Annotated in this window: 23 protein-coding genes; 10 read left to right on the top strand and 13 right to left on the bottom strand. The window is 40.2% G+C overall.

All coding sequences use genetic code 11. The features are described from left to right. Window positions 1-377: 377 nt before the first annotated feature. Both B5D46_RS00305 and dapF read right to left on the bottom strand, forming a co-directional pair. Window positions 378-1,601, bottom strand: coding sequence for an LL-diaminopimelate aminotransferase (locus B5D46_RS00305; protein WP_078927734.1), 1,224 nt, complete (start codon window positions 1,599-1,601; stop codon window positions 378-380). Then, window positions 1,595-2,479, bottom strand: coding sequence for a diaminopimelate epimerase (gene dapF, locus B5D46_RS00300; RefSeq protein WP_078927733.1), 885 nt, complete (start codon window positions 2,477-2,479; stop codon window positions 1,595-1,597). The genes B5D46_RS00305 and dapF overlap by 7 nt, the downstream gene beginning before the upstream one ends. A 366-nt stretch (window positions 2,480-2,845) precedes the next feature. On the opposite strand from dapF, the gene asnB reads away from it, so the two are divergent. Continuing rightward, window positions 2,846-4,543 carry an asparagine synthase B gene (asnB, locus tag B5D46_RS00295; protein ID WP_078927732.1) on the top strand — a complete coding sequence of 566 codons (1,698 nt, stop codon included), beginning with the start codon at window positions 2,846-2,848 and terminating at the stop codon, window positions 4,541-4,543. Between the two features lie 137 nt (window positions 4,544-4,680). Here the strand turns inward: asnB and B5D46_RS00290 are convergent, their stop codons facing one another. Further along, on the bottom strand, window positions 4,681-5,727 hold the full coding sequence (locus B5D46_RS00290) for an OmpA family protein (RefSeq protein WP_078927731.1): 1,047 nt from the start codon (window positions 5,725-5,727) through the stop codon (window positions 4,681-4,683). 220 nt (window positions 5,728-5,947) lie between these two features. Between B5D46_RS00290 and B5D46_RS00285 the strand changes: the two genes are divergently transcribed. After that, on the top strand, window positions 5,948-6,193 hold the full coding sequence (locus B5D46_RS00285) for a hypothetical protein (RefSeq protein WP_078927730.1): 246 nt from the start codon (window positions 5,948-5,950) through the stop codon (window positions 6,191-6,193). A 174-nt stretch (window positions 6,194-6,367) separates the two neighbouring features. On the opposite strand, the gene B5D46_RS00280 is transcribed toward B5D46_RS00285, so the two are convergent. Beyond that, complete coding sequence (locus B5D46_RS00280; protein WP_159442977.1) at window positions 6,368-7,369, bottom strand: OmpA family protein; 1,002 nt, start codon at window positions 7,367-7,369, stop codon at window positions 6,368-6,370. Window positions 7,370-7,635: 266 nt separating this feature from the next. Then, on the bottom strand, window positions 7,636-8,538 hold the full coding sequence (locus B5D46_RS00275; RefSeq protein WP_078927728.1) for a LysR family transcriptional regulator: 903 nt from the start codon (window positions 8,536-8,538) through the stop codon (window positions 7,636-7,638). A 140-nt stretch (window positions 8,539-8,678) separates the two neighbouring features. Here B5D46_RS00275 and B5D46_RS00270 point away from each other — a divergent pair, with 140 nt between their 5' ends. From B5D46_RS00270 to B5D46_RS00260, 3 genes are read left to right on the top strand one after another with little or no spacing between them, the layout of a single operon-like run. Then, a complete protein-coding gene (locus B5D46_RS00270) occupies window positions 8,679-9,221 on the top strand; it encodes a flavodoxin family protein (RefSeq protein WP_078927727.1) in 543 nt (180 codons plus the stop codon). 21 nt (window positions 9,222-9,242) lie between these two features. Next, on the top strand, window positions 9,243-10,211 hold the full coding sequence (locus B5D46_RS00265) for an alpha/beta hydrolase (RefSeq protein ID WP_078927726.1): 969 nt from the start codon (window positions 9,243-9,245) through the stop codon (window positions 10,209-10,211). 46 nt (window positions 10,212-10,257) lie between these two features. After that, entirely contained in the window at window positions 10,258-11,148 is an 891-nt protein-coding gene (locus tag B5D46_RS00260; protein WP_234973798.1) for a carboxymuconolactone decarboxylase family protein, read from the top strand. A gap of 3 nt (window positions 11,149-11,151) precedes the next feature. On the opposite strand, the gene B5D46_RS00255 is transcribed toward B5D46_RS00260, so the two are convergent. The 4 genes from B5D46_RS00255 to B5D46_RS00240 all read right to left on the bottom strand — a co-directional run bounded on the left by B5D46_RS00255 (window position 11,152) and on the right by B5D46_RS00240 (window position 16,004). Further along, window positions 11,152-11,586, bottom strand: coding sequence for a hypothetical protein (locus B5D46_RS00255; protein ID WP_031490652.1), 435 nt, complete (start codon window positions 11,584-11,586; stop codon window positions 11,152-11,154). Between the two features lie 8 nt (window positions 11,587-11,594). Then, complete coding sequence (ilvA, locus tag B5D46_RS00250; protein ID WP_078927725.1) at window positions 11,595-13,121, bottom strand: threonine ammonia-lyase, biosynthetic; 1,527 nt, start codon at window positions 13,119-13,121, stop codon at window positions 11,595-11,597. Window positions 13,122-13,124: 3 nt separating this feature from the next. Continuing rightward, on the bottom strand, window positions 13,125-14,975 hold the full coding sequence (gene ilvD / locus B5D46_RS00245; protein WP_078927724.1) for a dihydroxy-acid dehydratase: 1,851 nt from the start codon (window positions 14,973-14,975) through the stop codon (window positions 13,125-13,127). 99 nt (window positions 14,976-15,074) lie between these two features. Next, complete coding sequence (locus tag B5D46_RS00240; protein ID WP_031490658.1) at window positions 15,075-16,004, bottom strand: branched-chain amino acid transaminase; 930 nt, start codon at window positions 16,002-16,004, stop codon at window positions 15,075-15,077. 246 nt (window positions 16,005-16,250) lie between these two features. Here B5D46_RS00240 and B5D46_RS00235 point away from each other — a divergent pair, with 246 nt between their 5' ends. Next, on the top strand, window positions 16,251-17,168 hold the full coding sequence (locus B5D46_RS00235; protein WP_078927723.1) for an acetyltransferase: 918 nt from the start codon (window positions 16,251-16,253) through the stop codon (window positions 17,166-17,168). Window positions 17,169-17,234: 66 nt separating this feature from the next. On the opposite strand, the gene B5D46_RS00230 is transcribed toward B5D46_RS00235, so the two are convergent. Beyond that, on the bottom strand, window positions 17,235-17,861 hold the full coding sequence (locus tag B5D46_RS00230; protein WP_234973797.1) for a DUF1349 domain-containing protein: 627 nt from the start codon (window positions 17,859-17,861) through the stop codon (window positions 17,235-17,237). 184 nt (window positions 17,862-18,045) lie between these two features. On the opposite strand from B5D46_RS00230, the gene B5D46_RS00225 reads away from it, so the two are divergent. After that, the gene (locus B5D46_RS00225; protein ID WP_078927722.1) at window positions 18,046-18,810 is read left to right on the top strand and encodes a hypothetical protein; all 765 of its coding nucleotides are present in this window, start codon (window positions 18,046-18,048) and stop codon (window positions 18,808-18,810) included. A gap of 49 nt (window positions 18,811-18,859) precedes the next feature. Here B5D46_RS00225 and B5D46_RS00220 read toward each other — a convergent pair whose 3' ends face one another. Together B5D46_RS00220 and B5D46_RS00215 are read right to left on the bottom strand one after the other, a co-directional pair. Beyond that, entirely contained in the window at window positions 18,860-19,477 is a 618-nt protein-coding gene (locus B5D46_RS00220; RefSeq protein ID WP_078927721.1) for a DsbA family protein, read from the bottom strand. 14 nt (window positions 19,478-19,491) lie between these two features. Continuing rightward, a complete protein-coding gene (locus B5D46_RS00215) occupies window positions 19,492-20,514 on the bottom strand; it encodes a squalene/phytoene synthase family protein (RefSeq protein ID WP_078927720.1) in 1,023 nt (340 codons plus the stop codon). Between the two features lie 89 nt (window positions 20,515-20,603). Here B5D46_RS00215 and yciA point away from each other — a divergent pair, with 89 nt between their 5' ends. Further along, window positions 20,604-21,089 (top strand): acyl-CoA thioester hydrolase YciA, encoded by a 486-nt coding sequence (gene yciA, locus B5D46_RS00210; protein ID WP_031490663.1) that lies wholly within the window; start codon window positions 20,604-20,606, stop codon window positions 21,087-21,089. A 70-nt stretch (window positions 21,090-21,159) separates the two neighbouring features. Here yciA and B5D46_RS12420 read toward each other — a convergent pair whose 3' ends face one another. Next, on the bottom strand, window positions 21,160-21,795 hold the full coding sequence (locus B5D46_RS12420) for a TetR family transcriptional regulator (RefSeq protein ID WP_078927719.1): 636 nt from the start codon (window positions 21,793-21,795) through the stop codon (window positions 21,160-21,162). Between the two features lie 373 nt (window positions 21,796-22,168). Between B5D46_RS12420 and B5D46_RS00200 the strand changes: the two genes are divergently transcribed. Together B5D46_RS00200 and B5D46_RS00195 are read left to right on the top strand one after the other, a co-directional pair. Next, window positions 22,169-23,347 (top strand): efflux RND transporter periplasmic adaptor subunit, encoded by a 1,179-nt coding sequence (locus tag B5D46_RS00200; RefSeq protein ID WP_078927718.1) that lies wholly within the window; start codon window positions 22,169-22,171, stop codon window positions 23,345-23,347. Between the two features lie 19 nt (window positions 23,348-23,366). Further along, the gene (locus B5D46_RS00195; protein ID WP_078927717.1) at window positions 23,367-26,630 is read left to right on the top strand and encodes an efflux RND transporter permease subunit; all 3,264 of its coding nucleotides are present in this window, start codon (window positions 23,367-23,369) and stop codon (window positions 26,628-26,630) included. Window positions 26,631-26,648 lie beyond the last annotated feature (18 nt).

Here is a 26,648-nt window from a genome sequence, read left to right as displayed (position 1 = left end):
AAAATCAAATAATAAACACACGTTAAGTTAGTGTGATTTTGAAATTTAAATCTGACATAGTCAAAAGAAAAGTATTATTTGCACCATTTTAAATATGTCTTTTACACAAATGTTTTCTTTTAGTGCATTATTTTGCAATATACTTATAATTCATAATGTTAAGTGTAGAGTTGAGAGATTAAAAGCCACATAATCTGATGGCTATTCAGGTGATATTTTTATATAAATGCTTTATATCTGCCTTAAAACGGACAATTAAGGAAGGGTAAAAAAACAGGATTATTTGAACAATAAATAATACGAAATTGCACCTCAATAAAGCACAAAACATGCAGTTATAAGCTGCATGTTTCATTTTTAACCTATTTGGTGAATTGCTACTTATTTAAGGCAACAATTCTCTTAACGGCTTCACAGGTATTCTCATGAGAACCAAAAGAGGTTAGTCTGAAATAACCTTCTCCGCTTGGACCAAAGCCACTGCCAGGAGTTCCAACCACCTGAGCATTTTTTAAAAGATAATCAAAGAACTGCCAGCTTGTCATAGTCTCAGGAGTTTTTACCCAGATGTAGGGGGCATTTACACCGCCATATACGGTAAATCCGGCTGAAGTCAGACCGTCACGAATGGTTCTAGCATTTTCCATGTAGTAGGATACCAGCCCTGCGATTTCCTTCTGACCAGCTTCTGTATAGACTGCCTCGCCTGCTCTCTGCTGGATATATGAAGCGCCATTAAACTTTGTTCCATGACGACGGGCCCATAGAGAATACAGTGACTTGCCTTCAGTATCTACAAGATTCTTAGGAACTACGGTGTAACCAAGACGTACACCTGTAAAACCGGCATTCTTACTGAATGATCTCATTTCGATTGCACACTCTTTGGCTCCTTCACACTCATAGATTGAATGAGGAACATCATCTTCGCTGATGTAGGCTTCATAGGCTGCATCAAAGAGAATTACCGCTTTGTTTTTTAGAGCATAATCAACAAAAGACTGAAGCTGAGCTTTGGTTAAAGCCTTACCTGTAGGATTATTTGGTGAGCATATATAGATAATATCCGGAGTCTTTGATGGAAGGTCAGGTACAAAGTCGTTGTCCTTGGTGCAGGGCATATAGACAACATCCGACCATCTGGTACTTTCGGCATCATATGTACCGGTTCTGCCTGCCATAACATTCGAATCAACATACACAGGATATACAGGATCGCTTACCGCGATAGTGCATTTATCAGAAAAGATTTCCTGAATATTTCCAGAATCACTCTTAGCACCGTCTGACACAAAAATTTCATCTGCACTGATATCACAGCCGCGTCTTTTAAAATCAAATTCAGCAATCTTTTCACGTAGAAAGGAATAGCCTAAATCGGGACCGTAACCATGGAATCTCTCAATATCAGCCATATCATCCACTGCATCATGCAGAGCTTTGACAATTGTTGGTGTAAGAGGTCTTGTTACATCTCCGATTCCAAGAGAAATAACCTCCTGATCACTATGCTCTTCCTTATAGCTTTTAACCTTCTTTGCAATATTTGAAAACAGGTAAGATCCCTGAAGTTTTAAGTAATTCTGATTAACTTTTAGCATAATTTCTCCGAAAATTTATATGGCATCTGAACCTGTCTGGTTTCACCTTCAAAGACTGTCACAGCAGGACCTGTCAGGGTTACCCTGTTTTCAATCTCATCCCAGGTAACCTTCAGTACACCGCCTTTCATCTCTACAAAGACTTCCTTCTCAAGTAATCCATTAAGCACACCTGCAACCACGCAGGCACATGCCCCGGTACCGCAGGCACAGGTTTCGCCTGAACCGCGCTCCCAGACACGAACCTTGATATGAGTTCTATCGATAATATTTACAAATTCTGCATTTACCTTTTCAGGAAAAGCTCTGTGATGCTCAAATTCAGGACCAATCTTCATCAGATCAAAGGTTTCTACATCCTGTTCAATGAATGCAACACTATGAGGATTTCCCATACTTACGGGAGTTACCTTGTACTTCTGACCTAAAACCTCGATCTCTGCCCCCACTCCATCTCCATAGTCTTCAAAATACTCTGGAGCTACAGGGATCTGCTCAGGAATAATTGTTGCGCCTCCCATGTCGACACTGACCAGATCAACCTCGCCATCATTTACATTAAGATGCAGATGTTTTAGTCCTGCCAGGGTATCCACTGTAAAATCAGTCTTGTCAGTAAGACCATGCTCATATACGTATTTACCAACACAGCGAATGCCGTTACCGCACATCTGAGCACGTGAACCGTCAAGGTTGTACATTTCCATCTCAAAGTCAGCTTTATCTGACGGGTTAATAAAAATAAGTCCATCTGAACCTATTCCAAAATTCCTGTTTGATAGTAACTGTGCCATGGCACTGCGGTCTTTAACCTCTTCACTGAACGTATCCATATATACGTAATCATTGCCGCAGCCCTGCATTTTAGTGAATCTCATAAATGCTCCTGAATTTAATACTTTTTTATATTGCACCACATTTAAGCATTGTTTTAATTATTTTAGATCTAATGTTTATTTAAAGTGCATTTAGCACTAAAATAGGACATTATAAGATTTGTGATGAAAATACTATGATTTTCAGCTAACACAATGATTTTAAATATTTTATTAGATTTTTATAATTTTTCTCTTTTTTATAATTTTAGATAACATACTGTTTATTAGAGATTTTTTAGTTAATAATGTAGATAGTATATTATTCAGAATGTTTAAGAAATTGCACTTTTTGAGTGCTAGATAATTAAGAAATAAAAAATCACATCTAAAATAAAGAGAAATTCACTCAAAATTAGAGAGGCTGTTATGTGTTCTATATTTGGAATATTTGATATTAAGGAAAACTCAGAGGCACTTCGGCAGACAGCTCTTGAAAATTCAAGACTTCAGCTTCATAGAGGACCAGACTGGGAAGGTATTTATCAGGGTGAACACGCTATCATTGTTCACGAGCGTCTATCAATTGTTGATCCACAGAATGGTGCACAGCCTTTATATAATGAGAACCGTAAGCACATACTTGCTGTAAACGGCGAAATCTACAACCACAAGCAGTTAAAGACTGAACTTACCGTAGACTACAAGTTCAAGACTGGTTCTGACTGCGAGGTTATTCTTCCTTTATATGAAGAATTCAAGCGTACCGGTAAAAACTTCATTGATCGCCTTGTAGGTGACTTTGCCTTCGTTATCTATGATGAAGAAGATAACACTATCTTCGCAGCAAGAGATCACATGGGTATCAACCCAATGTATGTGGGCACTGACCGTGAAGGCAGATTCTATATTGCATCAGAGATGAAGGCTCTGGTTAAGGTATGTGATTCTGTAAAGGAATTCCCTCCACGACACTACATCTACACCAAGGGTGGTGATTACGAGTTCAAGCAGTACTATTTCAGAGACTGGACTGAGTACGAGAACGTAAAGGACGGTACTGATGATGTATCAGTATTAAAGGACGGTCTGATGGATGCAGTTCGTCGCCAGCTGATGTGTGATGTTCCATACGGTGTACTTCTATCAGGCGGTCTGGATTCTTCAGTAATCTCAGCTATCGCTAAATACTATTCTCAGAAGCGTGTTGAAGATGACGGCAAGACCGATGCATGGTTCCCACGTCTTCATTCTTTCGCTATCGGTCTGGAAGGAGCTCCTGATTTAAAGAAAGCACGTGTTGTAGCAGATTATTTAGGTACTGTTCATCACGAAATCCACTACACCATTCAGGAAGGTCTGGATGCGCTTCGTGATGTAATCTACCACATTGAGACCTATGACGTAACCACTATCAGAGCTTCAACTCCTATGTATCTGATGGCACGTTATATCAAGGCAATGGGTATCAAGATGGTTTTATCAGGTGAAGGTTCAGATGAAATCTTCGGTGGCTATCTGTACTTCCACAAGGCTCCTAATGACAAGGAAATGCATGAGGAGCTAATTAGAAAGCTTGATCAGCTGCACCTATACGACTGTCTGCGTGCTAACAAGTCACTTATGGCCTGGGGTGTTGAAGGTCGTGTTCCATTCCTGGATAAGAAATTCCTGGATATCGCCATGAGATTCAAGCCAAGTGCAAAGATGTGTCAGGGCAGCACCATTGAGAAGAAGGCACTTCGTGAAGCATTCAACGGAATGTTACCAGAAGAGGTTCTATGGAGACAGAAGGAACAGTTCTCTGACGGTGTTGGCTACTCATGGATCGATGCATTAAGAGATTATGCTGAGAAGAGTGTATCTGACAGAAAATTTGCAGAGCGTGAAACCCGCTTCCCTGTAAATACCCCTGTTACCAAAGAAGCTTATCTGTACAGAGAGATTTTCGAAGATCTGTTCAAGCTTCCATCAGCAGTTAAGACTGTACCATACGGCAAATCAGTTGCATGCTCAACAGAAACTGCAATTGCATGGGATGCTAAGTTTGCTCAGATGAACGATCCATCAGGCAGAACCGTGACCGACGTTCATGATAATGCCTATGAAATGGGTCATAAGATGTAGTTTTTAGAAAAAAAGAAACTAACTCATCGTTTGCAGGACAGTATTTTGCTGTCCTGTTTTTTTTATTTAAACAGACAAAAAATCCAGCATCCTATTACTAGAACACTGGATTCTATGTTTATTCAGAGAAAGCGTTATTACTTAACTTCTGAAGTTAAGCCTGATACAACAACCTCAACACGACGATCTGGTGCTAAGCAGTCGATTAAAGCCTTGCGGCCCTTTACGCCATCACACTTGTTGCCGGTTACAGGATTTGCCTTACCCTTACCCTCAGAAACCTTAGCGGTTACACCGTTGTTCTGTAACTCGGAGGTAACAGCATCAGCACGCTTCTGAGATAGCTTGTTGTTGTATGCGTCTGAACCGATACGATCAGTGTAGCCGTATACTTCGAACTCAGCTTCTTCCAGCTGGTTAGCTGACTGAACAACATTAGCAACAGCACCCTGACCATCAGCTGATAGCTTTGAGCTGTCGAATGGGAATAGAACACCTGCATCTAAGGTGTGGGTCTGAGTGGTCTTAACCTTCTTCTTTGCTACAGGAGCTGCTGGCTGTGCGCCACCGAAGGTATACTGGAAGCCTAAGTATAGTAGGCTCTCATCAAGTCTTTCGTTAGAGTCTAACTCTAGCTTAGCTGTGTTTACAAAGTAGTCATAACCTGCACGAACTGCAAAGTTTGGAGTAAATGCATACTGAACACCAACACCAGCAACGCCACCTAGACGGCCGTCTGAATCACCGTCCCATGAACCTCTTGTATAGGTAGGACCAATCTTGAAGAATACGTCTGAACCCTTGGTATCATAGGTATAAGCAAATCTGCCGTATAACTCTGCAATATTGAAGTGAAGGCTTGAGCCGCCCTTAATTTCATGATCATTCTCATCAGCACCTTCATAGTGAAGGGCCTGACCGCCAATATAGTTATAGCCTAAACCTAGACCAAACCAGTTATTGAAGTTATATTCACCGTATAGCTTAACACCATAACCTTCCTGGTCATAGCTGATTACGTCTTTTGATCTAATGCCATTAATTGTTGCATTATCAAAAGAATGATCATAGCCATATGAATAACCAGCTGCGGCACCAACAGTCCAAGAGTCTGGTAGTGCAGCATTAGCTGAACCGAATGCAAAAGCAGTAAGAACTGCAGCTGCTAAAAGATTTAGTTTCATAATATAATTCCTTTTGTTTTTTTAACTAAGTAGTTTAGTCAACCCTATTATACAATTCATAAATAAATCAAAAGGTAAATCCTAAGGAGCAATTTGCGAAAATGTGAAGTAATACGTGCAAAATTAACGTTATTTATGCTGTTTTATGTTTATTTTGTTCGTTTTTGAACATTAAGCGTAAAAAAGATGCAACTAATCAAAATTTAATGACCACAAAACAATGCAAAGAAATTTGAAAACAAGATTACGCTATACATTTCGTCATGTTAAATGGTGTCCATATACACGAGATATCGTTGAAGAATCTACCTGCACAGACATAGAAGGAGACACTCCTTCGGAAGAAACAAAGAAAATTGCTTTAAAAGAGATAGCAAAAAATCCAGGATGGACAGAAGAAGACTCATATATAGAAAAGGTTGAGATTCTTAAGGAAAACGATCCTGCTGATGATCTCCATTTTTAGAGCATAAAATCATGCCCAAGAACTTAAGAAATTAAGTTCTTGGCCATGGCATAAAATAGAAATATCTATACTGAAAAATACGCATTTTCTTATTCTTTAACCTCATTATTCAAAACCAAAAAGCCCTGATTTTACTCAGAGCTTTTCAGAAGATTAACTAAATCTGCTTAAAATTTACTTTGTTGCAGTGGTTTCACCGGTAACAACAATCTCTACACGACGATCAGGTGCCAGGCAGTCAATTAAAGCCTTACGTCCCTTTACACCATCGCACTTGTTACCTGTTACAGGGTTTGCTTTACCCTTACCATCAGATACCTTTGGTGTTACACCATTGTTCTGAAGCTCGGCACTAACTGCATCTGCACGCTTGTCAGAAAGCTTCAGGTTATAAGCATCTGTACCGATACGATCAGTATAGCCGTATACCTCAAACTCAGGATTCTCCATGCTGTTTGCAGACTGAACAACATTTGCTACTGCACTCTGACCATCAGCTGATAACTTGGCACTGTCAAATGGGAACAGAACACCTGCATCTAGAGTATGAGTCTGAGATGCTTTAACTTTCTGTACAGGAGCAGGAGCTGCAGGACCACCGAAGGTGTACTGGAAGCCGACATATAGTAAGCCTTCGTCGATACGTACATCTTCTTTAGCAGCTCTGTAGAAATAGTCAAAACCGCCACGTAATGCTAAGTTACGGGTGATTGCCCACTGTGCACCAATACCGGCAACTGCACCTAGCTTAAATTTTGTCTCTCCTGAACTGAACCAGTTGAAGGAAGGACCAACCTTGAAGAAAACATCTGATCCGTTATTGTCAAATGGATATGCAAAACGGCCATACATTTCACCAATATTTGCATGCATCTTCTGAGTGTCAGTTTCGCCAGTATTTACATCTGTAGCTTTTAACTTCTGACCACCAATGAAGTTATATCCAAGACCTAAACCAAACCAGTTTGTGAAATTATATTCACCGTATAGCTTAATTCCATAGCCATCATCCTTAAATTTGAGCTTTTCGCCGTCATCTACAGATGGGAAGCTATGATCAAAACCGTGAGCCCAGCCAGCTGCACCACCAACTGTCCATGATTCAGGAACAGCAGCATTTGCAGTACCTACAGCAAAAGCAGTAATAACAGCGACAGCCAATACATTTAGTTTCATAATATAGTCCTTCATAAAAATGAACATGAAATTGGTCATTATATTATACGTCTGCATTATGCAAGGTGGATAATAAGGGGGGTTGGATTTATATCAGGAATGTGAAGCTTTTCATCACTTTAGAATAAAAGCGAAGAATTAATAGATATATGGCAGATTTTTATTTGAAATTTAGTGACTTAGATACTTATATACCTCTGTCATATAATTCAACGACAAATACCTCATTGAAAGTAAAGGAATTTATTAGATTTTAGACAAATTTATCATCCTTCCTGTTCCACTGTATCTAACACAAATTCTCGTTTAAAAGCATCCAGAAAAACGTTCGCCTGAGGACTTAGCGGATTATTTTTTCTCCATATAAGTTTCAGAGATGCCCTTGGAACACCGGTTAACGGTCTGAAAGTTAATCCTTCATTATTCTCAGTTGAGACTAGTTTGCTGAAAATAAGGCAGATTCCAAGACCTTCTTTGACAAAAAGAGTCCCGTTGTAGACAAGGTTATACGTAGCTGTAATATTGAGCTTTGAATAACTCTCTTCAGAAAACCATTGAGGGAAGAGCTGTTCGTACCCCTGTTTAGATACAATAAGAGGCTCTTTTTCTATATCAGCAAGACTTACTGCTTTCTTTTTAGCCAGAGGATGGCTTTCTTTCAGAAGAATGCCCCACTGATCATATAAAGGAAGATCAATAATGTTATAACGGCTGTCACGAATATCGTGAACAGTAAAAGTAAGATCATCAAGACCTTTGTTAAGCCTTTCAAGAGCATCATTTGCATTGGCACTGTGAAGATGGGTACGGATGTTTACTCCTTTCTCTTTTAATAGCATTACTGTCTTAGCTATATATCTTATTGAGTCTGACTCGGGACAGCCTATATACAGGTTACCATCCAGGCTTTTATCTGAAGAGGCAAATTCTGCTTTAGTCTTTTCAACCAGGGAGAGTATATCTCTGGCTCTGTTTAAAAAAAGAATTCCGGCTTCTGTTAACTTGATGCTGTAGTTTGTGCGATGAAATAACTTTACATTAAGCTCATCCTCAAGCTCTTTAAGCTGACGGGACATGGTTGGCTGAGTCACGTGAAGATTCGATGCTGCCTTTGACATATTACCTACTCTGGCCATCTCTACAAAATAACGTAATACTCTGTTTTCCATTCTCTCTTCCTTATCACAGAACACACAGATTATATCTGGCAGTTATTCATTTTTTTTAATTCTAATTATAGAAAATAAGTAATGGAATAATTAAAAATCAGTTCATATACTTCTAAAGAAAATGAAAAACAGAGGTATTTATGGCAAAAAATATACTGATTGTATCTTCAAGTTTAAGAGCGGGAAGCAATTCAGAGCTTATTTCTAAGGAAGTTGAGCGAGGAGCGTTATCTGCAGGAAACAATGTGGAATTACTGTCGCTTAAGGATAAAAAAATCGACTTCTGTATAGGCTGTTTAAAATGCCAGAAAAAAGGTAAATGCATTCTTAAAGATGACATGGCGCAGCTTATAGAGAAAGTGAATAATGCCGACACTCTGGTGTTTTCAACACCTATTTATTACTACGAGATGTCAGGTGCACTCAAAACCTTTTTAGACCGCTGCAATCCTTTGTATATCAGAGACTATCATTTCAGAGAGGTTTACCTGATTACAACTTCAGCAGAGAACTCAGAAACAGTTTTCCAGAGAGCAAAAAGTGGAGTCGAAGGATTTGTTGAGTGTTTCCCAAATTCAAAATTTATGGGGGTATTTTCAGGAGGCGGGCTTACCAATCCTAAGGAAATAAATACTCACGAAGAAATTCTACAGAAAGCATTTGCTTTTGGTGAAAAGCTCTAAAGCTCGCAGGAGAAAAGCATAATGAGAAAATTAAAGTTAAAAACTCTAACGCTATCCGTTCTGATGGCATTATCTCTACAGCTTAACGCTGCAGATATGAACATATATAGCGATGGAGAATCAGAACTAACTCAAAACTACATCCAGACAACAATGGATCAGTACTTTCATCCTGTAAAAAAAGGTGTAAAACCTCAATTCAGACCAGTTAACGGCTGGGTAAGAGAATCTTTTACCGTTGATAAGGTACCAACTGAAAAGTACACTCAGAACATTTACAACAACAATAGGGTATTACTGCAGTGTCATGGTGGCGGCTATATTCTTGGCTTAAACGACAATTACCGTAAATTTGCATTACTTCAGGCTAATGCTTTGAAAGCAGACACAGTCTATACCTTTGATTACCGTCATGCCCCTAAGGATCTATATCCAAGTGCTTTAGAAGATGCTGTAAGTGTTTACAAAAAAATACTTGCTGACGGAGTTACCCCAGAAAACATCATCATTGCCGGTGATTCTGCAGGTGGCAACCTTGCACTTGTACTCAGCCTAAAACTAAAAGAGATGGGAATTCCTCAACCACGTGGTCTTGTATTGCTATCACCATGGACTGCCATGAATACACTTCCATCTCATAAAGATAACAGTACAAAAGATAAGGTCCTGGGAGACAATACTCCTCTGAATGCTGAAATAGGAAAAATCAGCTATGCCAACGGCATAAAACCAGAGGACCCTCGACTGTCTCCATTATATGCAGATCTTAAGGGACTACCTCCTATGCTGATTCAGACAGGAAGCTATGAACTTCTATATTCAGACAGTGTAATGCTAAAGGAAGCTCTAGATAAAGCTAATGTTTATTCTGAACTTAAGGTTTATAAAGGAATGCCGCACGATTTCCCTTTAGTTCTTCCTGAATTACCACAAACTAAAGAGTCATTCAGTGATTTTTCAGAATTTGCTGACAATATTTTTTCAAAATAATCATCAGGAAGAGTCTTAACGTCAATTTAAACTGAAGAGATAAAAGATGAGAAATTTAAAATCATTCATGAAAAAGACTTTATTTGTCGGACTGCTTTTTGGTGGAATCATGAACGTTTATGCAATTCCTCAAGGAGATAATCAGAATATGAATAAAAAAGTAACACAGACCGCAGGAAGAACAGTATTAGGACAGTTTGCCCCTGAATTTGCACACTATAATGACGATGTTTTATTTGGAGAGAACTGGAACAATCAGGATTTAACACTAAAAACCAGAAGTCTCATTACCGTGGTCGCGCTCGTTTCTTCCGGTATTACCGACAGCTCCTTAAAATATCATCTTGAGAATGCCAAAAAGAATGGAGTAACAAGAAAGGAGATTGCAGCAGCCATTACTCATATCTCATTCTATGCCGGATGGCCAAAAGCCTGGGCAGCTTTCAATCTTGCAAAAGAGGTCTGGACAGAGGAAAAGGAAAAAACAGACTCAGAGTTACCTCCAGAACTTGCTGAGTATCAGCAGGGAATGTTCTTCCCTGTGGGCAAATACAATGAAGCCTACGCCAAATACTTTACCAAAAAGAGTTATCTTGCACCTTTATCCACAGAACAGGTCGGAATCTTCAATGTTACCTTTGAACCATCCTGTAGAAATAACTGGCATATTCACCATGCAACCAAAGGTGGCGGTCAGATTCTAATCGGCGTTGCCGGTGTAGGTTTATATAAAGAGGAAGGAAAGCCTATCGTAAAAATACTGCCTGGAGATGTTATCAATATTCCTGCTAACGTAAAACACTGGCACGGAGCAGCTCCTGACGGATATTTCTCTCACCTTGCTGTAGAAGTATCAGGAGAAAACACATCTAACGAATGGCTGGATGCAGTTTCAGATGAAGAATATGAAAAGGAACTGGCAACCTTAAACAAGTAAGGATCAGTACAGATTAGGTCTTGATTGAAGCTTAAGAATTTCGCTTACCTTCAAGGCCTGATTTGCCTTCCTGTAAAGAGCAGTAAGTTCATCCTTCTCAAAGTTTCCACAGGCCTGGAAGAAAAGATATGATCTTCCGTCAAAGTAGGAAATCAGACCTGAGCATGGAGCATTGTCAACATACTTAAAGGCAAAGCCTCTTAAGTCAACAACAGCCTTCAGATCCCATCCCCGGTAGGTATCCATCATATACTGAGCATACTGCTTGGTAGTAGAGAGATTGATGATTGGGTCAAGAATCTGCAGAGAGGCCATCTTACCTCCCTGCTCGTTTATATAAGAAGCCTTATTTCCGACTACAATCTCCTCGAAGTCTTCAACTGCAGCATATGAACACAGAGAAAACATCATCAGAAATAGTGAAATAAGCTTCTTCATATAAATAATTACCTTACAAGCTGCTGATAAGCTGTATTTGAGGTTACCTCTTCTACAGGGTAGTTAATAGCCTTGATAAACTCATTTACGCCCTCTTCCTTATCAGTAACATCCAGTCCGCACAGTACTGAGCAGAACTCCAGACCGGTAATACGGAAGTGGAACAGAGTAATATTATATGAATCTCCCAGAGTTTCAAGGAATCTTAACAGCGCATTTGAAGTTGCAGGGAACTCAAATAAGAACAGTCTTTCATTAAGCTTTGATGAAGGATGTCCGCCAACCATATAACGGATATGATCCTTTGCAAGACCATCGTCGGTAAGGTCAGTAACCAGATATCCATTCTTCTTTAGAGACTTACAGATATCGTTAAGCTCTTTCTTACCCTCAGTAAGTTCAACTGATGCAAATACACGTGCTCTGTCTTCAGTATTATATCTGTAACTAAATTCTGTTACCACACGGTCGCCTAAAGACTTGACCAGGTCAAGGAAGGCTCCGATCTTCTCTGGAATTTCAACAGACAGAATGCCCTCAGACATCTCACCAACGTCACAGCGCTCTGCAACCATACGTAATGAATGGAACTTAACATTGGCACCAGACAGAATTGCAATATGATTGCCAGACTTGATGTTGTTCTCGCGAACGTATTTCTTAAGACCAGCAAGAGATAAGGCTCCACTTGGCTCTGCAATAGCACGGGTATCATCAAAGATATCCTTCATGGCAGCACAGATCTCATCATTTGAACAGGTAATGATGTCATCAAGATACTTGCTCAGTACTCTGAATGTCTCTGTACCAGCCTTGCTTACAGCAACACCGTCAGCAAAGTGGGAAACATAACCGATATCAACAGGAGAACCAGCCTTTAGAGCAGCCTTCATACATGCAGAACCTTCAGCCTCAACACCGATAACCTTGATGTGAGGAAGAATTGCCTTGATATAAGCTGCAATACCGGCAGCAAGACCGCCACCGCCGATCTGTACATAAATGGTATCAATGCTGTCACACTGTCCGATGATTTCATGAGCGATTGTGCCCTGACCTGCGATAACATCAGGATCATCGTAAGGAGGAATCATGGTCAGATTCTTCTTTTTTGACAGCTGCTGAGCATAATCATATGACTCATTGAAGCTGTCACCATAAAGAACCACTTCTGCACCATAGTTTCTTACAGCATCAATCTTAAGATCAGGTGTAGTTGTAGGCATTACAATTACAGCCTTGATTCCAAGTTTCTTTGCTGAAAGAGCAACGCCCTGTGCATGGTTACCGGCAGATGCGGTAATAATACCGGACTTTAAGGCAGCCTCATCAAGATTCTTGATCTTATGATATGCACCGCGAAGCTTGAAAGAATGGATCTTCTGATAATCTTCTCTTTTTAATAGTACATTTACACCAAGTCTTGATGACAGTGAATCAAGACTCTGCAGAGGTGTAACCTTAACTAAATCATAAATACGGGCTAAAAGAGTTTTCTTAAGATAGCCCTGAGCATCTAACTGTTTTTCTGCCATATACTATAGACCTTCTAGTTTACTGCGGTCACGCACGCCGCCTTTATCTGCACTTGATGCAAGTTTACCGTAAGCCTTAAGAGCAAAAGTAATCTCTCGGTCACGGTTAACAGGCTGCCATGCATTCTTCCCCTTTGCTTCCATCTTTGCACGTCTTGCTGCAAGTTCCTCGTCTGAAACAGCCATACGAATGGTTCTGTTTGGAATATCGATTTCGATTAAATCGTTTTCTTCTAATAGTCCGATATTTCCACCATTTGCAGCCTCAGGAGAAACATGTCCGATTGAAAGACCTGATGAACCACCAGAGAATCTTCCGTCGGTTACAAGAGCACATTTCTTTCCTAAACCAACTGACTTTATATATGAGGTTGGGTATAGCATCTCCTGCATACCTGGACCGCCACGAGGTCCCTCATAACGAATGATTACAACATCGCCTTCCTTAACCTTACCGCCTAAAATACCCTCTACTCCATCTTCCTGGCTTTCGAATATTCTTGCAGGACCAACAAACTTCAGGATTGATGAATCAACACCGGCTGTTTTAACAATACAGCCGTTCTCTGCAAGATTACCGTATAGAACAGCAAGACCACCATCCTTAGAGTAGGCGTGGTCAACGTCATGGATACAGCCGTTAACTCTGTCAGTATCAAGCTTATCTGTGGTGTTATTCTGAGAGAAAGCCTTGATGTTGTACTTTCCACCGGCACATGCCTTGTAGAACTGCTTAACTTCCTCTGAAGGTGATTTTTCAAGATCATACTTGTCGATCTGCTCACCGATAGACATTCCCAGAACAGTTCTTGAGTCCTCGTGAAGAAGTCCCTTTTTCTTAAGCTGTGCCATGATATTCATGATACCACCGGCATTGTGAAGGTCTTCCATGTGCCACAGAGGAGTTGAAGGAGACATCTTACAGATATGAGGAACCTTTCTTGATAATCTGTCAATGTCTGCCATGGTGAAATCAACACCGGCTTCCTGAGCTACAGCCAGAAGATGCAGAACGGTATTGGTTGAACCGCCCATTGCAATATCAAGGCTCATAGCATTTTCAAAAGTGTTCTTGGTTGCAATTGATCGTGGAAGTACAGAATTGTCACCATGCTCGTAATGAGCCTTGGCCATTTCCACAATTCTCTGAGCAGCCTTAACAAACAGCTGCTTTCTGTATTCGTGAGTTGCAACAAGTGAACCGTTGCCAGGCAGTGATAAGCCTAAAGCCTCGGTCAGTGAATTCATTGAGTTTGCGGTAAACATACCTGAGCATGAACCGCAGGTTGGACATGCAGCAGATTCAACCGCACGAACCTCTTCATCAGTAACATTTGGTTCTGCTGAAACGATCATGGCATCAATCAGATCAACCTTGTGATCACAGCCATCCATACGACCAGCTTCCATAGGACCGCCTGAAACAAAGATTACAGGAATATTCAGTCTCATTGAAGCCATCAGCATGCCAGGAGTTACTTTATCGCAGTTTGAAATACATACCAGAGCATCAGCCTTATGAGCATTTACCATGTATTCAACTGAGTCAGCAATAATATCGCGGCTTGGAAGAGAATAAAGCATGCCGGTGTGGCCCATTGCAATACCGTCATCAACCGCAATGGTATTGAATTCTTTGGCAATACCACCTGCCTTTTCAATTTCCTTAACAACCAGCTGACCGATTTCGTGTAGATGAACATGACCTGGAACAAACTGTGTAAAAGAGTTTGCAACCGCAATAATTGGCTTTCCAAAATCACTATCCTTTACACCGGTTGCTTTCCACAATGCACGGGCACCGGCCATTATTTTCCCTTCGTAGGTTACCTTAGAACGATAGTTGTTTGACATATGCGGTTTCCTTTTTATCTGCGCATTTTTACTGATGCATGTGATTTATTGTTATCAGACAGAACTGCTCCATTAAAGGAGCAGTCTTTATTGTTTTTATTAGGCTTTGCAAGGGGTTAGCCAGCCATACTTATCCTCAGTCTCGCCTCTTACGATTGCGAAGAATGCGTTCTGAAGCTTCTCGGTAACAGGACCTCTGTAACCTTGACCAACATCGATGCCGTCAACAGAAGCAATTGGGGTAATCTCTGCAGCGGTACCGGTAAAGAACATTTCGTCAGCCAGGTAAACAAACTCGCGAGGAAGAGGCTGAGTACGAACCTCATAGCCTAAATCCTGAGCTACCTTGATAACAGCATCACGGGTAATACCTGGTAGCAGACCAGCTGTGGTTGGAGCGGTGTAGATTACGTTATCCTTAACAAAGAATACGTTCTCACCTGAACCTTCTGATACATAACCGTTTGAATCTAGAGCGATTGCCTCGGTATAACCGTTGTTGGTGCACTCATTGGCGATCAGAATTGATGACAGATAGTTACCGGCAGCCTTAGCCTCTGTAGGAATTGTATCAGGAGCGAGACGACGCCATGAAGAAACACATGCCTTAATACCTTTCTTAAGACCTTCCTCACCTAAGTAAGCACCCCAAGGAAGAGCACAAACCATAGCGTCAGCGTTTACACCTTTCTTGAACTTAACTCCAAGACCAACTTCACCCATGAAGATCAGAGGACGGATGTAACCAAATTCAAGATCGTTCTCAGTGATTACCTTCTTGCAGGCATCCATGATTTCTTCTTTAGTCTGAGCAACAGGGAATCTGTAGATCTTTGCTGAGTTGAATAATCTGTCAATGTGCTCCTTCAGACGGAAAATCTGAGGGCCCTTTGCAGTCTTGTAAGCACGAATTCCCTCAAACACAGCTGAACCATAGTGAAGAGCGTGAGCAGTAACGTGTACCTTAGCATCTGCCCATGGAACCATTTTTCCGTTGAACCATATAAACTTAGTTGCATCTGAGTTCATTTTTAATCCCCTTTTGTTAATTTCAACTGAACATAAGTTCTGAAAAGTCTATCATCTTGTTCAAACCATTTTTGCCAAATAAATCATGGTCTGAAGCAATTTTATGAATTCGATTGTTAGATCGATTATATCTCAAAAAATGAAACATAGTTAATATTATGTTCCTTTTTTTGCAAAAATAAAATTATGCTCAAAAAGTGGTAGAATGTGAGCTCAATTATCCAATACCAAAGGTTATATAAAAATATGTTGTCTTTTTTACCTGGCCCACTGCTGTTTATTATTAACAGCTTACTGATTGCATTTAATGTAATCCTGATCGCCACACCTATTCTGCTACTGGGAATAGTAAAGATTCTTCTGCCATTTGATTTCATCAAGAAATTTGTAGATAGCTGTAACTACTATCTATATAAAATATGGGTTGTTGATAACAGAATGCTCATGTCTCTTACAAATGACATCAGATGGCATATAACAGGAGACGAGATCCCATCTACACGTAAATCCTGCATTGTTCTGTCAAACCATATAAGCTGGCTTGATATTCTTTTTATCGGTGCCGTATATGGAGGAAGAATTCCAATCACTAAATTCTTCATGAAGCAGAATCTTATCTATATTCCTTTTGTAGGACTTGCCTGCTATACCCTTGGTATGCCTTTTCTCAAAAGATATCCAAAAGAGAAGCTTTTAAAGAATCCAGCCCTAAGAACCAAGGATGTTGAGACCACCAAGAAGGTCTGCCGTGAGCTGGTTAAATTCCCATCCTCACTTATCAACTTCTGTGAGGGAACACGTTACACCCCGGAAAAAGCCAAAAAGGCAAAATCCACCTACAGACATCTTATGCCACCAAAGGCTGCATCTTTGGGAGTTGCCTTATCAGAGATTTACGATGAGGTTGAGTATATCTTCAACACCACATTCTACTATCCAGAGAACTCCAAAGGAGCATTCATGGATATGATGTTCGGCAGAATCAAGAATGTTTATGTAAACATTGAAATTCTTGAAAAGAACGATCGTCTGCGCGGTAACTACCTTGAGGATAAGACCTTCAAGCACGACTTCACCATGTATCTGCGTGAGCTGTGGGAGAAGAAAGATCTTGTTATAGATCAGATGGAAGCTGATTATAAGGAACAGAGCAGTAAACAATAAGCCAGATTTATTGTTTTTTTAAGATATTTGAAATGGAGATACCTTACACACAAGGTATCTCTTTTTTTAATCTGGCTTTTGACCATCATGAGCTTTCCAGGCACACTCACAAAGACGCATTTCACTGAATACAGCAGTGAATGAAGACTCCTCAGGAGAACAGGCATATATTCCGAATCTGATTTTCTTATTTGCTTCAAACAAATGAAAAATCCGCATCTGTTTCCATTTAAGTCCGTCATCTGAACATTCTATACAGAAATCATCCTCTCTTCTGCTTAGGCGGTACCACATGCTTTTCACGTCAGAAGATATTTCTGTTGTTGCCCAATCAGAATAACCATGATTAGTTACAACACTTCCAAGGTGAGAAAATTCAGAGTTTTCAAATTCAACAGAAGCCTTTGCCCAGTTTTCTCCGTCAAGATATAGAACCACACCGCACTGATCAAATCTGTGGTGACTATCCATGAACTCAGTTTTAACGATAAAGGAGAAAAACAGTTCATCTGAATCCATCTGAAAAACAGGCGCATTATCGTTCTGAAAATGATAGTAGGTTCGTTGCCAGAGATCTGTATGAGGAGCTGTTGTAATCAGGATCTGATTATCTTTTAGAACATAGTCTTTTGGAGATCTGTTCCATTTGAAGCCAGAAATTATTTTGTCAAAAGATAGTGACATATCACGCATAAGAAACTCCTTCCAGGAAACTCAAATAAAAATGTAGAACGAAAACAAACTGCGAAAAGGCTCCAAAATGATGACGTACTCGTTTCTATGACATATCTATCAATATAGGTATTTTTTTTCTTTTATTATTTAAGCATAAACTTTATCTGACTCTGGCTGTCTTTTGTCTAATTTGAGCCAAAATATGAAAATAATCACTCTGTTTTGTTCCCTGATCCTAGTTTTATCAGCCTGCACACATACATCTTCAGATATTTCTGCAGGAAGTCGCGATTATTATGAAAATTCATACCTGCTTTCCTGTGATTACCAGAATGCAGTTATAGATGCTGTCATTCCGGCACAAAGCAGAATATACAACGGACTTACGGAAATCAAATCCCCCGAAGATAATTCACAACAGGAATGGATTACCGTTAACAATAAGAAAATGGTGCTTGTAACTACGCTCATAAAAGAAGAGGTTCTCAAGTACTGGATGTCCAATGATGCATTTACGGTTAGGGTTGACTGCTGGGTCAGTGTTCCTTCCGAATGGAAAAAATTTAAGGATGAGTTTGCTGGACTTAACGATAAAGCAAAAAAAATCAGAATGCTGCAGCTGCTGGGAATGCCCGGTGATTCAACAAATTCTGTAATGGTTGAATTCTATGCGGATGCAGAGTCAGTTTTCAGGCCATCCAAAGACCGAGAAACCTGTGACAGAGTAGCCTCACTTGAGTTTCCGGCAAATACAGATTCAGAATACAGAAAATGGTTCGAAGAACAGAAAGACAGAGCATATAAGTCAAGTCCAGGATTCCCATTCACTCAGCTTGGATACAGTTATGACTGGAACCATTACTCTAAAAACAACATTGGACTAAGTGAGTTTGTGGTACCTAAGGGAACACTGGTAAAGGTAAAAAACAGATTGAATTATCAGGATTTTATTAAAGAAATAAGATAAGGAAAAAATGGAGTAAGGCTAAACGAAGATGTTTAGCCTTTTTGTTTTTCTACTTTAGAGTCAGCAGGTATTTAATCAGATCAATGTACTGTTCTGCTGTATCAATATTATCTGTCATTGCCAGATACTTTCCGTTAACAACAATCTCAGGAACAGCCTCAATGCCATATTCCTTGGTATATCTGTCAAACTCTGAAATCTTGGCTGCAGTAATAAATGACTTTGATTCCTGCTCATAGCGGTCTTTTGAAACACCAAGGCTTTCAAACAGATCTGCAAAATATGAAGGATCTTCAGGATACTGCTCTTTTACATGAATTCTTTCAAAAAGCTCTTCTCTAAATTCCTCGCCAATGCCGATATTCAAGGCAACAGCATAGGCTCTCTGAGTTTCTACACCAACATCTCCGCCAATGATTCCGACTGGATTGTATATATACTCGGCCTTACCCTCAAAAGCCTTTTTAATCTCGTTAAAACTTGGATCAAGAGCAAAACAGTGAGAACAGAAGAATGAGAAAAACTCCCTGATCTGAGGAGTAGTGGTTATATTCTCAGTTACAATCTTATAATCAGTACCAAGTTTGTATTCCTTTGCATTAACACTGTTTGCAAATAAGACACAGACTAATAAAGTCAGAACAACTTTAAACGCATTCTTAAACATCAATCAATCCTTAATTAAAAAGGCAATCTTTCCCAGCAGGATACTCTGTTACGCAGTTCATGAGGATCTCGCTTTGTTCTTTTAACCCCACGACTTATATAATAAAAGAACATCCTTGTAAGAAAATTATTCTTCACGACCATTTTACTTAAAATATAAAGTATTTTGACGGTCTTTCTTGAAATTTTAACAATCCTGTCTGTTTCAGGATCTGCATCATTGAGAAGTTTCAAGGTTGCAGTTGCCATAGCAATGTTGAGCAGACAGAATAATCTTATTCCACTTTCTTTTGTAGGGATCCTGAGAATAAAACTCAGTGCATCATCAAGGTGTCCCTGACAGATGGCAAGATATTCCTTTATAACCTCGGCTGAATTAGAGCCATCCCTGGCTATAGGTAGGAAACAGGCATCTCTATCCTTATCTACAAGTCTGTCCTTGAGAATATTTGTAAGCTGAAGACCTTCTCCAAAACTTACAGAGAGATCCATCAGAGCCTTCTTATCTATATCATGATTATGCTCGGAAAATAGAGCAGCAAGAAGTTCACCTACGACACCGGCAACATAATAACAGTAATGATCTACATCATTTATATTTCTAATCTCTGTACCTTCAAGAGATCTGGACATACCAAGCGACAGGATTGAAACTCCCTTTGAAAGGATGTTTCTAACCTTGATAGGAAAGCCTAGAGTTCTTTTAATTACTGCAGGCATATCCTCGATTAAGGCAAATTCCTTATCCACAGCTCCATCATGAACCAGATCAACAGCCTGTTTATGAAGTTTTAAAAGCTCCATCTCATCATTAAAGCCTTCTTTACAGAATAGAGAAAAAGACTTTAACCATGAGATTTTCTTTTCTACCTGTGCCTTAGGATCATCCTCTACGGTGTCAGCAATTCTACATAAAAGATAAGCATTTGATATATAATCAATTAATGCCTCTGGGAGCATAGGAATCGTAAGAGCAAATGTTCTTGAAACATTTCTCAGGTGTTCCTGCTGAGAAGAAAAATCAATTTCAGTTAACACTTTGAAAATATCCCGTCGCGCAAAATTTTCTATAATGATACAGTCAGCAATACTATTAATATAAAAAAAGATTTAGGTAGAAGTATATCATGGATAACTGCTTACAAAGAGAACATCCTCCTGTAGGAAACCTATTATTAAGAACACTTGCAATGCCAGGCGATACTAATCCTGCTGGAGATATTTTCGGCGGATGGATTATGTCACAGATGGATATAGCAGGCGCCCTTCTTGCCAGAGAAGTTGCCAACGGAAGAGTTGTAACTGTAGCCGTTGAGGGCATGTCATTTTTAAAACCGGTAGCTGTTGGAGATATTGTCTGCTGTTATGGAAAATGCACACATGTTGGCAATACCTCGCTAAAGGTTCACATGGAAATCTGGGTTAAAAAATTCATTGTATCCCCTACTGATGAGCATGCAGAGAGATATCTGGTTACAGAGGCTAACTTCATTTATGTAAGTGTTGATAAGGACGGAAAACCCAAACCACTGCCACCAACAGCTAAAATTGTTGCTGAAAAGGGAATTGATGCTGCAAGAGTAGGTCTGAACAGTGACGGCACTCTAAAATAGTTTAGGATAGTAAAAAAATACCTGACAGACTATAGTTTAGTATGTCAGGTATTTTTTTATAAGAAATCATTTATAGTGAAGCAACTGTAAGAAGCTTTATTTCTTCAAATTCTCTGTCGATGAAATATTCAAAGTGTTTCTTAATATTCTCTGTATATCCCAGTCTTGACTGATGGAAGAAGCCGACACAGAACATAGCAAGATGTTCTGCCGCAGTTGCAATAGCAAGATTTGCAGGAAGCTGACCTTTAGCAATACAGTTTCTTAAAATCTTGTTCATAAGCTCATGTCTTGCCTTGATAAATTCAAGAACCTTGGCTCGTACAATATCATTTCCAGCAGAACCGTTCATAATAGAGATAATCATTGACATCAGAGATGAACTGATAAACTTGTTGCTTTCCTCGTCTACCATTGATTTTATACAGGTCTTAAGCTTTGATAGAGGATCCGGCTCAGCAGGATCTGCAGCATCATGTAGAAGCTGGATGGAGAACTTCTCTGTATCAATGAAGTCCATCAGATTTACCAAGAGTTCTTCCTTATTTTCAAAATGCCAGTAGATTGCACCTCTGGTAACACCTGCATATTTTGCTATATCGGATAGACTGGTTCTTTCATAGCCTCTACGGGTAAAAAGTCTTTGAGCACTCTCTAAGATTTTTTTTCTGGTTGCTAGAGAATCTTCCTGAGTTCTGCGAGGCATAAAACCACCTTATATATATGAACAAAATTCAAAATTCTGTATGTAAATCTATCTGAAATTTTATGAAATCTACCTCATTTGTCAATGTTTATAGGAAATTCTTATCAAGAATTGCTTTTACAATGCATAAGTTAGCTCTCAAAATAAAAAAATATCGATAAAAATGCGACAACATAATAAATGCGCTTTTTTTTCACCAAAAAACATAACAGTTTGAAAAAATTACGAGTTTTTCTACAATAGACATACAATTGTCTTATTTGTGTTTAGTAACAAAATGAGATTTAAGTAGCATAATTACAGCTTGCAATTTTATGCAAACTTTCACTCTATTAATAAGAATAACACCTCATTATCCATAGGACCCTTGTGTATGTTATTGTTCAGAGCAAACAAATTCATATTACCTTGTGCGATTGCAGTGGCAATCCTTTCATTAGCAGGATGTGGTAAGTCAGAAGACCAGCAGCATGGAGCCCTACCAGTTGACGTTACTCTGGTAAAGAAGGCAGATGTCGCAGTTATTTCACGTCTAACCGGAAGAGCATCCGCAACCCGTAAGGCTGAGGTTAGACCTCAGGTTACAGGAATTCTTCAAAAACGCTTATTCGTTGAAGGTTCTATTGTTAAACAGGGAGATCAGCTGTATCAGATTGATCCATCTGTATATGAGGCAAATGTAAAATCAGCTGAAGCAGCCCTCGCAAGTGCAAAGGCAACTCTTCACTCAAGCAGACTGAAGGCAGAAAGATACAGAAGTCTGTTAGAAAAGAAGGCTGTAAGTAAGCAGGATTATGATGATGCGCAGGCAGCTTACCTGACTGCAAACGCAAATGTTAAATCAGCTGAGGCAAGCCTTGCTACAGCTAATATCAATCTTGCATATACAAAGGTATACGCCCCTATTACAGGAACAATCAGCCGTTCAGATATAACCGAGGGAGCTCTTGTTTCATCAGGTCAGGTTACTGCTATGACAACCATTCAGCAGCTGGACCCTATTTATGTTGACCTGGGTCAGACTGCAGAGGAAAACATCTTATTACGTAAGAATCTGACAGAAGGCAAGCTGTTAAATGACGGTAAAGCAACTGTTGACATCTATCTGTCAGACGGAACCAAATATGCTCATCCAGGTACCATTGAATTTGCAGAAATGAGTGTTGATGAGTCAACAGGCATGGTTAATCTGAGAGCTTTAGTTCCAAATCCAGAGCATATTCTGCTACCAGGAATCTTCCTTCGTGGCGAAATCAATCAGGGTGTAATGCCAAATGCGCTTACCGTTGCAGCAAACGGTGTTCAGCGTGAGGCCAACGGTATCACCTATATATATGCAGTAAATGAGCAGAGCCAGGTTCAGAGAATCAACGTTAAGCTAGGTGCTCAGACCGAGAATGCATATGTAGTTCTGGAAGGATTAAAGGAAGGTGACAAGGTCATCACCAGCAACACCCAGAAGATCCGTCCAGGTGTACCTGTAACACCTATTATTCCAGGTCAGGCTCCTCAGAACGGACAGCAGCCTCAACAACAGCAGCAGAATAAATAGTAACGAGGAATAATAACAGATGGCTCGTTTTTTTATTAATCGACCTATTTTCGCATGGGTGATTGCAATCTGTATTATGCTTGCAGGTATTTTTGCAGTTAATACACTGCCTGTATCACAGTATCCTACAATTGCACCACCTTCAGTATCCATCAGATCAACATATCCTGGCGCTGATGCTCAGACTGTTGAAAGATCTGTTACACAGATTATCGAACAGAACATGACCGGTCTTGATGGTTACATGTATATGAGTTCATCATCCGATTCGTTTGGTAACTCTAGCATCGAAATTACATTTGAACCAGGTACCAATGCCGATATTGCACAGGTTCAGGTTCAGAACAAGATGCAGCAGACTCAGTCACAGCTGCCAACAACTGTTCAGCAGAACGGTGTTGACGTATCCAAGTCAACCGATGCTTTCCTGCTTATTGTATCTTTAGCTGCTACTGATACAGAGCATACATCAACCGATATCTCTGACTACATGGAGACAAATCTTAAAGAACCTCTATCTCGTGTTGACGGTGTAGGTTCTCTGCAGGTTTTCGGTGCTCAGTATGCAATGCGTATATGGCTTGATCCAGAGAAACTGAACAACTACGCTATCTCAGCAGGTGAAGTTTCTGCTGCTCTTCAGGCTCAGAATGCTCAGGTTACATACGGTTCTCTAGGTGGAACTCCTGCTGTTCCCGGTCAGCTTTATACCTATACAATCTCAGGTCAGAAGAGACTGGAGAACGTAGAGCAGTTTGAAAACATTCTTCTTAAGGTAAATCCTGACGGTACCAAGGTAAAACTGAAGGATGTAGCAAAGATTGAGCTGGGTTCAGAATCTTACAACACAAGCAGTAAGTTCAACGGAAAAGCATCTTCCGGTCTTGCTATCATGCTGGCTTCAGGAGCAAATGCGCTTGAAACAGCTAAGAGAGTAAAGGAAGTCGTAAATGAGAAGGCTCAGTACTTCCCTGACTGGGTTGAACTGACATACCCTTACGATACAACAGAATTCATCGAAGTGTCTATCAATGAGGTATACCACACATTATTCGAGGCTATTCTGCTGGTTGTTATAGTTATGTATCTGTTCATGCAGAACTTCCGTGCAACCCTGATTCCTTCCATTACAGTTCCTGTTGTTCTGCTAGGTACCTTTGCCATCATGCAGGCATTCGGATTCTCCATTAATACCCTGACCATGTTCGGTCTGGTACTGGCAATCGGTCTTCTGGTTGATGACGCAATTGTTGTGGTGGAGAACGTTGAACGTATTCTTCACGAAGAACCTAACCTGACACCTAAACAGGCAACCGTAAAATCCATGGATGAAATTACAGGTGCTCTGATTGGTATTGCGCTGGTTCTGTCCGCAGTATTTGTACCTATGGCATTTTTCGGTGGTTCTACCGGTATTATCTATCGTCAGTTCTCAATCACCATCGTATCAGCCATGGTGCTGTCAGTATTCATCGCAATTGTTCTGACACCAGCTCTTTGTGCAACTATCCTTTTACCTCCAGGATACAAGCCAAAGAAACGTAACCTGTTTACATATATTGTCTACAGATTTGACAAGCTATATGAGCCAGTACGCAGAATCATTGCCCTGTGGAATAAGTTCTTTGCCTATGTTTCAAAGAAATATCAGGACATGGTGATTGTAATCGTTCAAAGAATCGGAAGATATCTGGTTTACTACACTATTATCTGTGTTGCACTGGTATTCGGTTTCACCAGAATTCCTACAGCATTCCTTCCAAGTGAAGACCAGGGTGTGCTTCTGACGATGGTAAGTCTGCCAGCAGGTTCTACCAAGGAGAAAACCGAAGGTGTACTGAAACAGGTAGCAGATTACTTCCTGAATGCCGAAACAGAAAACGTAGAGAGTATTCTTACCGTAGCAGGCTTCTCTTTTGCAGGTCAGGGACAGAATACCGGTATGGGATTCATTAAGCTCAAGGACTGGTCTGAGAGAACCTCAAGATCACAGCATCCTGATATGATTTCAAACCGCGCTCAGATGCCTCTGTTAGGAGGAATTCGTGATGGTCTGGCCTTTGCGTTCAATATTCCTGCAATTCCAGAATTAGGTACTGCAGACGGTTTCGACTTCTTCCTTGTTGATGGTGCATCTCAGGGACATGAGAAGCTGACAGAGGCAAGAAATCAGCTTTTATATGCAGCATCTCAGTCAAAGATGCTAACTCAGGTTCGTGCCAACGGTATGGATGACACACCTCAGCTGAAAATTAAAATTGATTATGAAAAGGCTATGTCTTTAGGTCTTTCACCTGCAGACATTAATCAGACCTTCTCAACAGCATGGGGTTCCTCTTATACCGATAACTTCATGGATAGAAACCGTGTTAAAAAAGTCTATATCCAGGGTATGGCAAAAGATCGTATGACAGAGAACGATCTGAAGAAGTGGTACGTAAAGAGCAACAATGGCAGCATGGTTCCATTCAGTGCTTTCGTAACCATGGAGTGGACATACGGTTCACCACGTCTGGAAAGATTCAACGGTCTGTCTGCAATGGAAATTCAGGGTTCTGCTGTTCCGGGAGTATCCTCTGGTCAGGCTATGGATGAGATGGAACGAATCGCTAAGGAAGTTCTGCCTCCAGGCTATGGCATTTCATGGTCAGGCGTATCCTATCAGGAAAGACTGGCTGGTGCTCAGGGACCTATGCTTTACTTAGTATCACTGCTGGTTGTTTTCCTATCTCTGGCAGCACTGTACGAAAGCTGGTCAATTCCTTTTGCTGTTATGCTGGTTGTACCTTTAGGTATTATCGGTGCAATTGGTGCAGCTGTCCTGACACAGTACGTTCCATTTATTACTTCGCTAACCAACGACGTATACTTCCAGGTTGGACTTCTGACCACAGTGGGTCTTGCATCTAAGAACGCAATTCTGATTGTGGAATTCGCAAAAGATCTGTATGACCGAGGTGAAAGACTGACCGAGGCAGTTGTGCATGCAGCAAGACTTCGTTTCCGCCCAATTATTATGACTTCTATGGCATTTATTCTGGGTGTGCTTCCTCTTGCAGTATCATCTGGTGCTGGTGCCGCAGGACGTAACGAAATCGGTATCTGCGTTATCGGTGGTATGCTGACAGCTACAGTTCTTGCAATCTTCTATGTTCCTGTATTCTTCGTTCTGATCATGAGATACTTCACCAAGTATGTTCCTGCAGATGTAAAACAGGAAAAAGCTAAGATTCATCAGGAGAAACTTGTTTCTCAGATAAATGAGGCAAAAGAAGAAGAATAGTTAATGATTACTTACAAT

Origin of the sequence: Succinivibrio dextrinosolvens DSM 3072 (genome assembly GCF_900167015.1) — a bacterium.
Lineage (GTDB): Bacteria > Pseudomonadota > Gammaproteobacteria > Enterobacterales > Succinivibrionaceae > Succinivibrio > Succinivibrio dextrinosolvens.
Note: the sequence above shows the minus strand (reverse complement) of the source record. Positions and strands in the feature narration are given on the sequence as shown.

What these genes read in the sequence shown, in the direction of transcription:
- B5D46_RS00305 (WP_078927734.1), bottom strand. Translation starts at nt 1,601, where the DNA reads ATGCTAAAAGTTAATCAGAATTACTTAAAACTTCAGGGATCTTACCTG.
- dapF (WP_078927733.1), bottom strand. Translation starts at nt 2,479, where the DNA reads ATGAGATTCACTAAAATGCAGGGCTGCGGCAATGATTACGTATATATG.
- asnB (WP_078927732.1), top strand. Translation starts at nt 2,846, where the DNA reads ATGTGTTCTATATTTGGAATATTTGATATTAAGGAAAACTCAGAGGCA.
- B5D46_RS00290 (WP_078927731.1), bottom strand. Translation starts at nt 5,727, where the DNA reads ATGAAACTAAATCTTTTAGCAGCTGCAGTTCTTACTGCTTTTGCATTC.
- B5D46_RS00285 (WP_078927730.1), top strand. Translation starts at nt 5,948, where the DNA reads ATGCAAAGAAATTTGAAAACAAGATTACGCTATACATTTCGTCATGTT.
- B5D46_RS00280 (WP_159442977.1), bottom strand. Translation starts at nt 7,369, where the DNA reads ATGAAACTAAATGTATTGGCTGTCGCTGTTATTACTGCTTTTGCTGTA.
- B5D46_RS00275 (WP_078927728.1), bottom strand. Translation starts at nt 8,538, where the DNA reads ATGGAAAACAGAGTATTACGTTATTTTGTAGAGATGGCCAGAGTAGGT.
- B5D46_RS00270 (WP_078927727.1), top strand. Translation starts at nt 8,679, where the DNA reads ATGGCAAAAAATATACTGATTGTATCTTCAAGTTTAAGAGCGGGAAGC.
- B5D46_RS00265 (WP_078927726.1), top strand. Translation starts at nt 9,243, where the DNA reads ATGAGAAAATTAAAGTTAAAAACTCTAACGCTATCCGTTCTGATGGCA.
- B5D46_RS00260 (WP_234973798.1), top strand. Translation starts at nt 10,258, where the DNA reads ATGAGAAATTTAAAATCATTCATGAAAAAGACTTTATTTGTCGGACTG.
- B5D46_RS00255 (WP_031490652.1), bottom strand. Translation starts at nt 11,586, where the DNA reads ATGAAGAAGCTTATTTCACTATTTCTGATGATGTTTTCTCTGTGTTCA.
- ilvA (WP_078927725.1), bottom strand. Translation starts at nt 13,121, where the DNA reads ATGGCAGAAAAACAGTTAGATGCTCAGGGCTATCTTAAGAAAACTCTT.
- ilvD (WP_078927724.1), bottom strand. Translation starts at nt 14,975, where the DNA reads ATGTCAAACAACTATCGTTCTAAGGTAACCTACGAAGGGAAAATAATG.
- B5D46_RS00240 (WP_031490658.1), bottom strand. Translation starts at nt 16,004, where the DNA reads ATGAACTCAGATGCAACTAAGTTTATATGGTTCAACGGAAAAATGGTT.
- B5D46_RS00235 (WP_078927723.1), top strand. Translation starts at nt 16,251, where the DNA reads ATGTTGTCTTTTTTACCTGGCCCACTGCTGTTTATTATTAACAGCTTA.
- B5D46_RS00230 (WP_234973797.1), bottom strand. Translation starts at nt 17,861, where the DNA reads ATGCGTGATATGTCACTATCTTTTGACAAAATAATTTCTGGCTTCAAA.
- B5D46_RS00225 (WP_078927722.1), top strand. Translation starts at nt 18,046, where the DNA reads ATGAAAATAATCACTCTGTTTTGTTCCCTGATCCTAGTTTTATCAGCC.
- B5D46_RS00220 (WP_078927721.1), bottom strand. Translation starts at nt 19,477, where the DNA reads ATGTTTAAGAATGCGTTTAAAGTTGTTCTGACTTTATTAGTCTGTGTC.
- yciA (WP_031490663.1), top strand. Translation starts at nt 20,604, where the DNA reads ATGGATAACTGCTTACAAAGAGAACATCCTCCTGTAGGAAACCTATTA.
- B5D46_RS12420 (WP_078927719.1), bottom strand. Translation starts at nt 21,795, where the DNA reads ATGCCTCGCAGAACTCAGGAAGATTCTCTAGCAACCAGAAAAAAAATC.
- B5D46_RS00200 (WP_078927718.1), top strand. Translation starts at nt 22,169, where the DNA reads ATGTTATTGTTCAGAGCAAACAAATTCATATTACCTTGTGCGATTGCA.
- B5D46_RS00195 (WP_078927717.1), top strand. Translation starts at nt 23,367, where the DNA reads ATGGCTCGTTTTTTTATTAATCGACCTATTTTCGCATGGGTGATTGCA.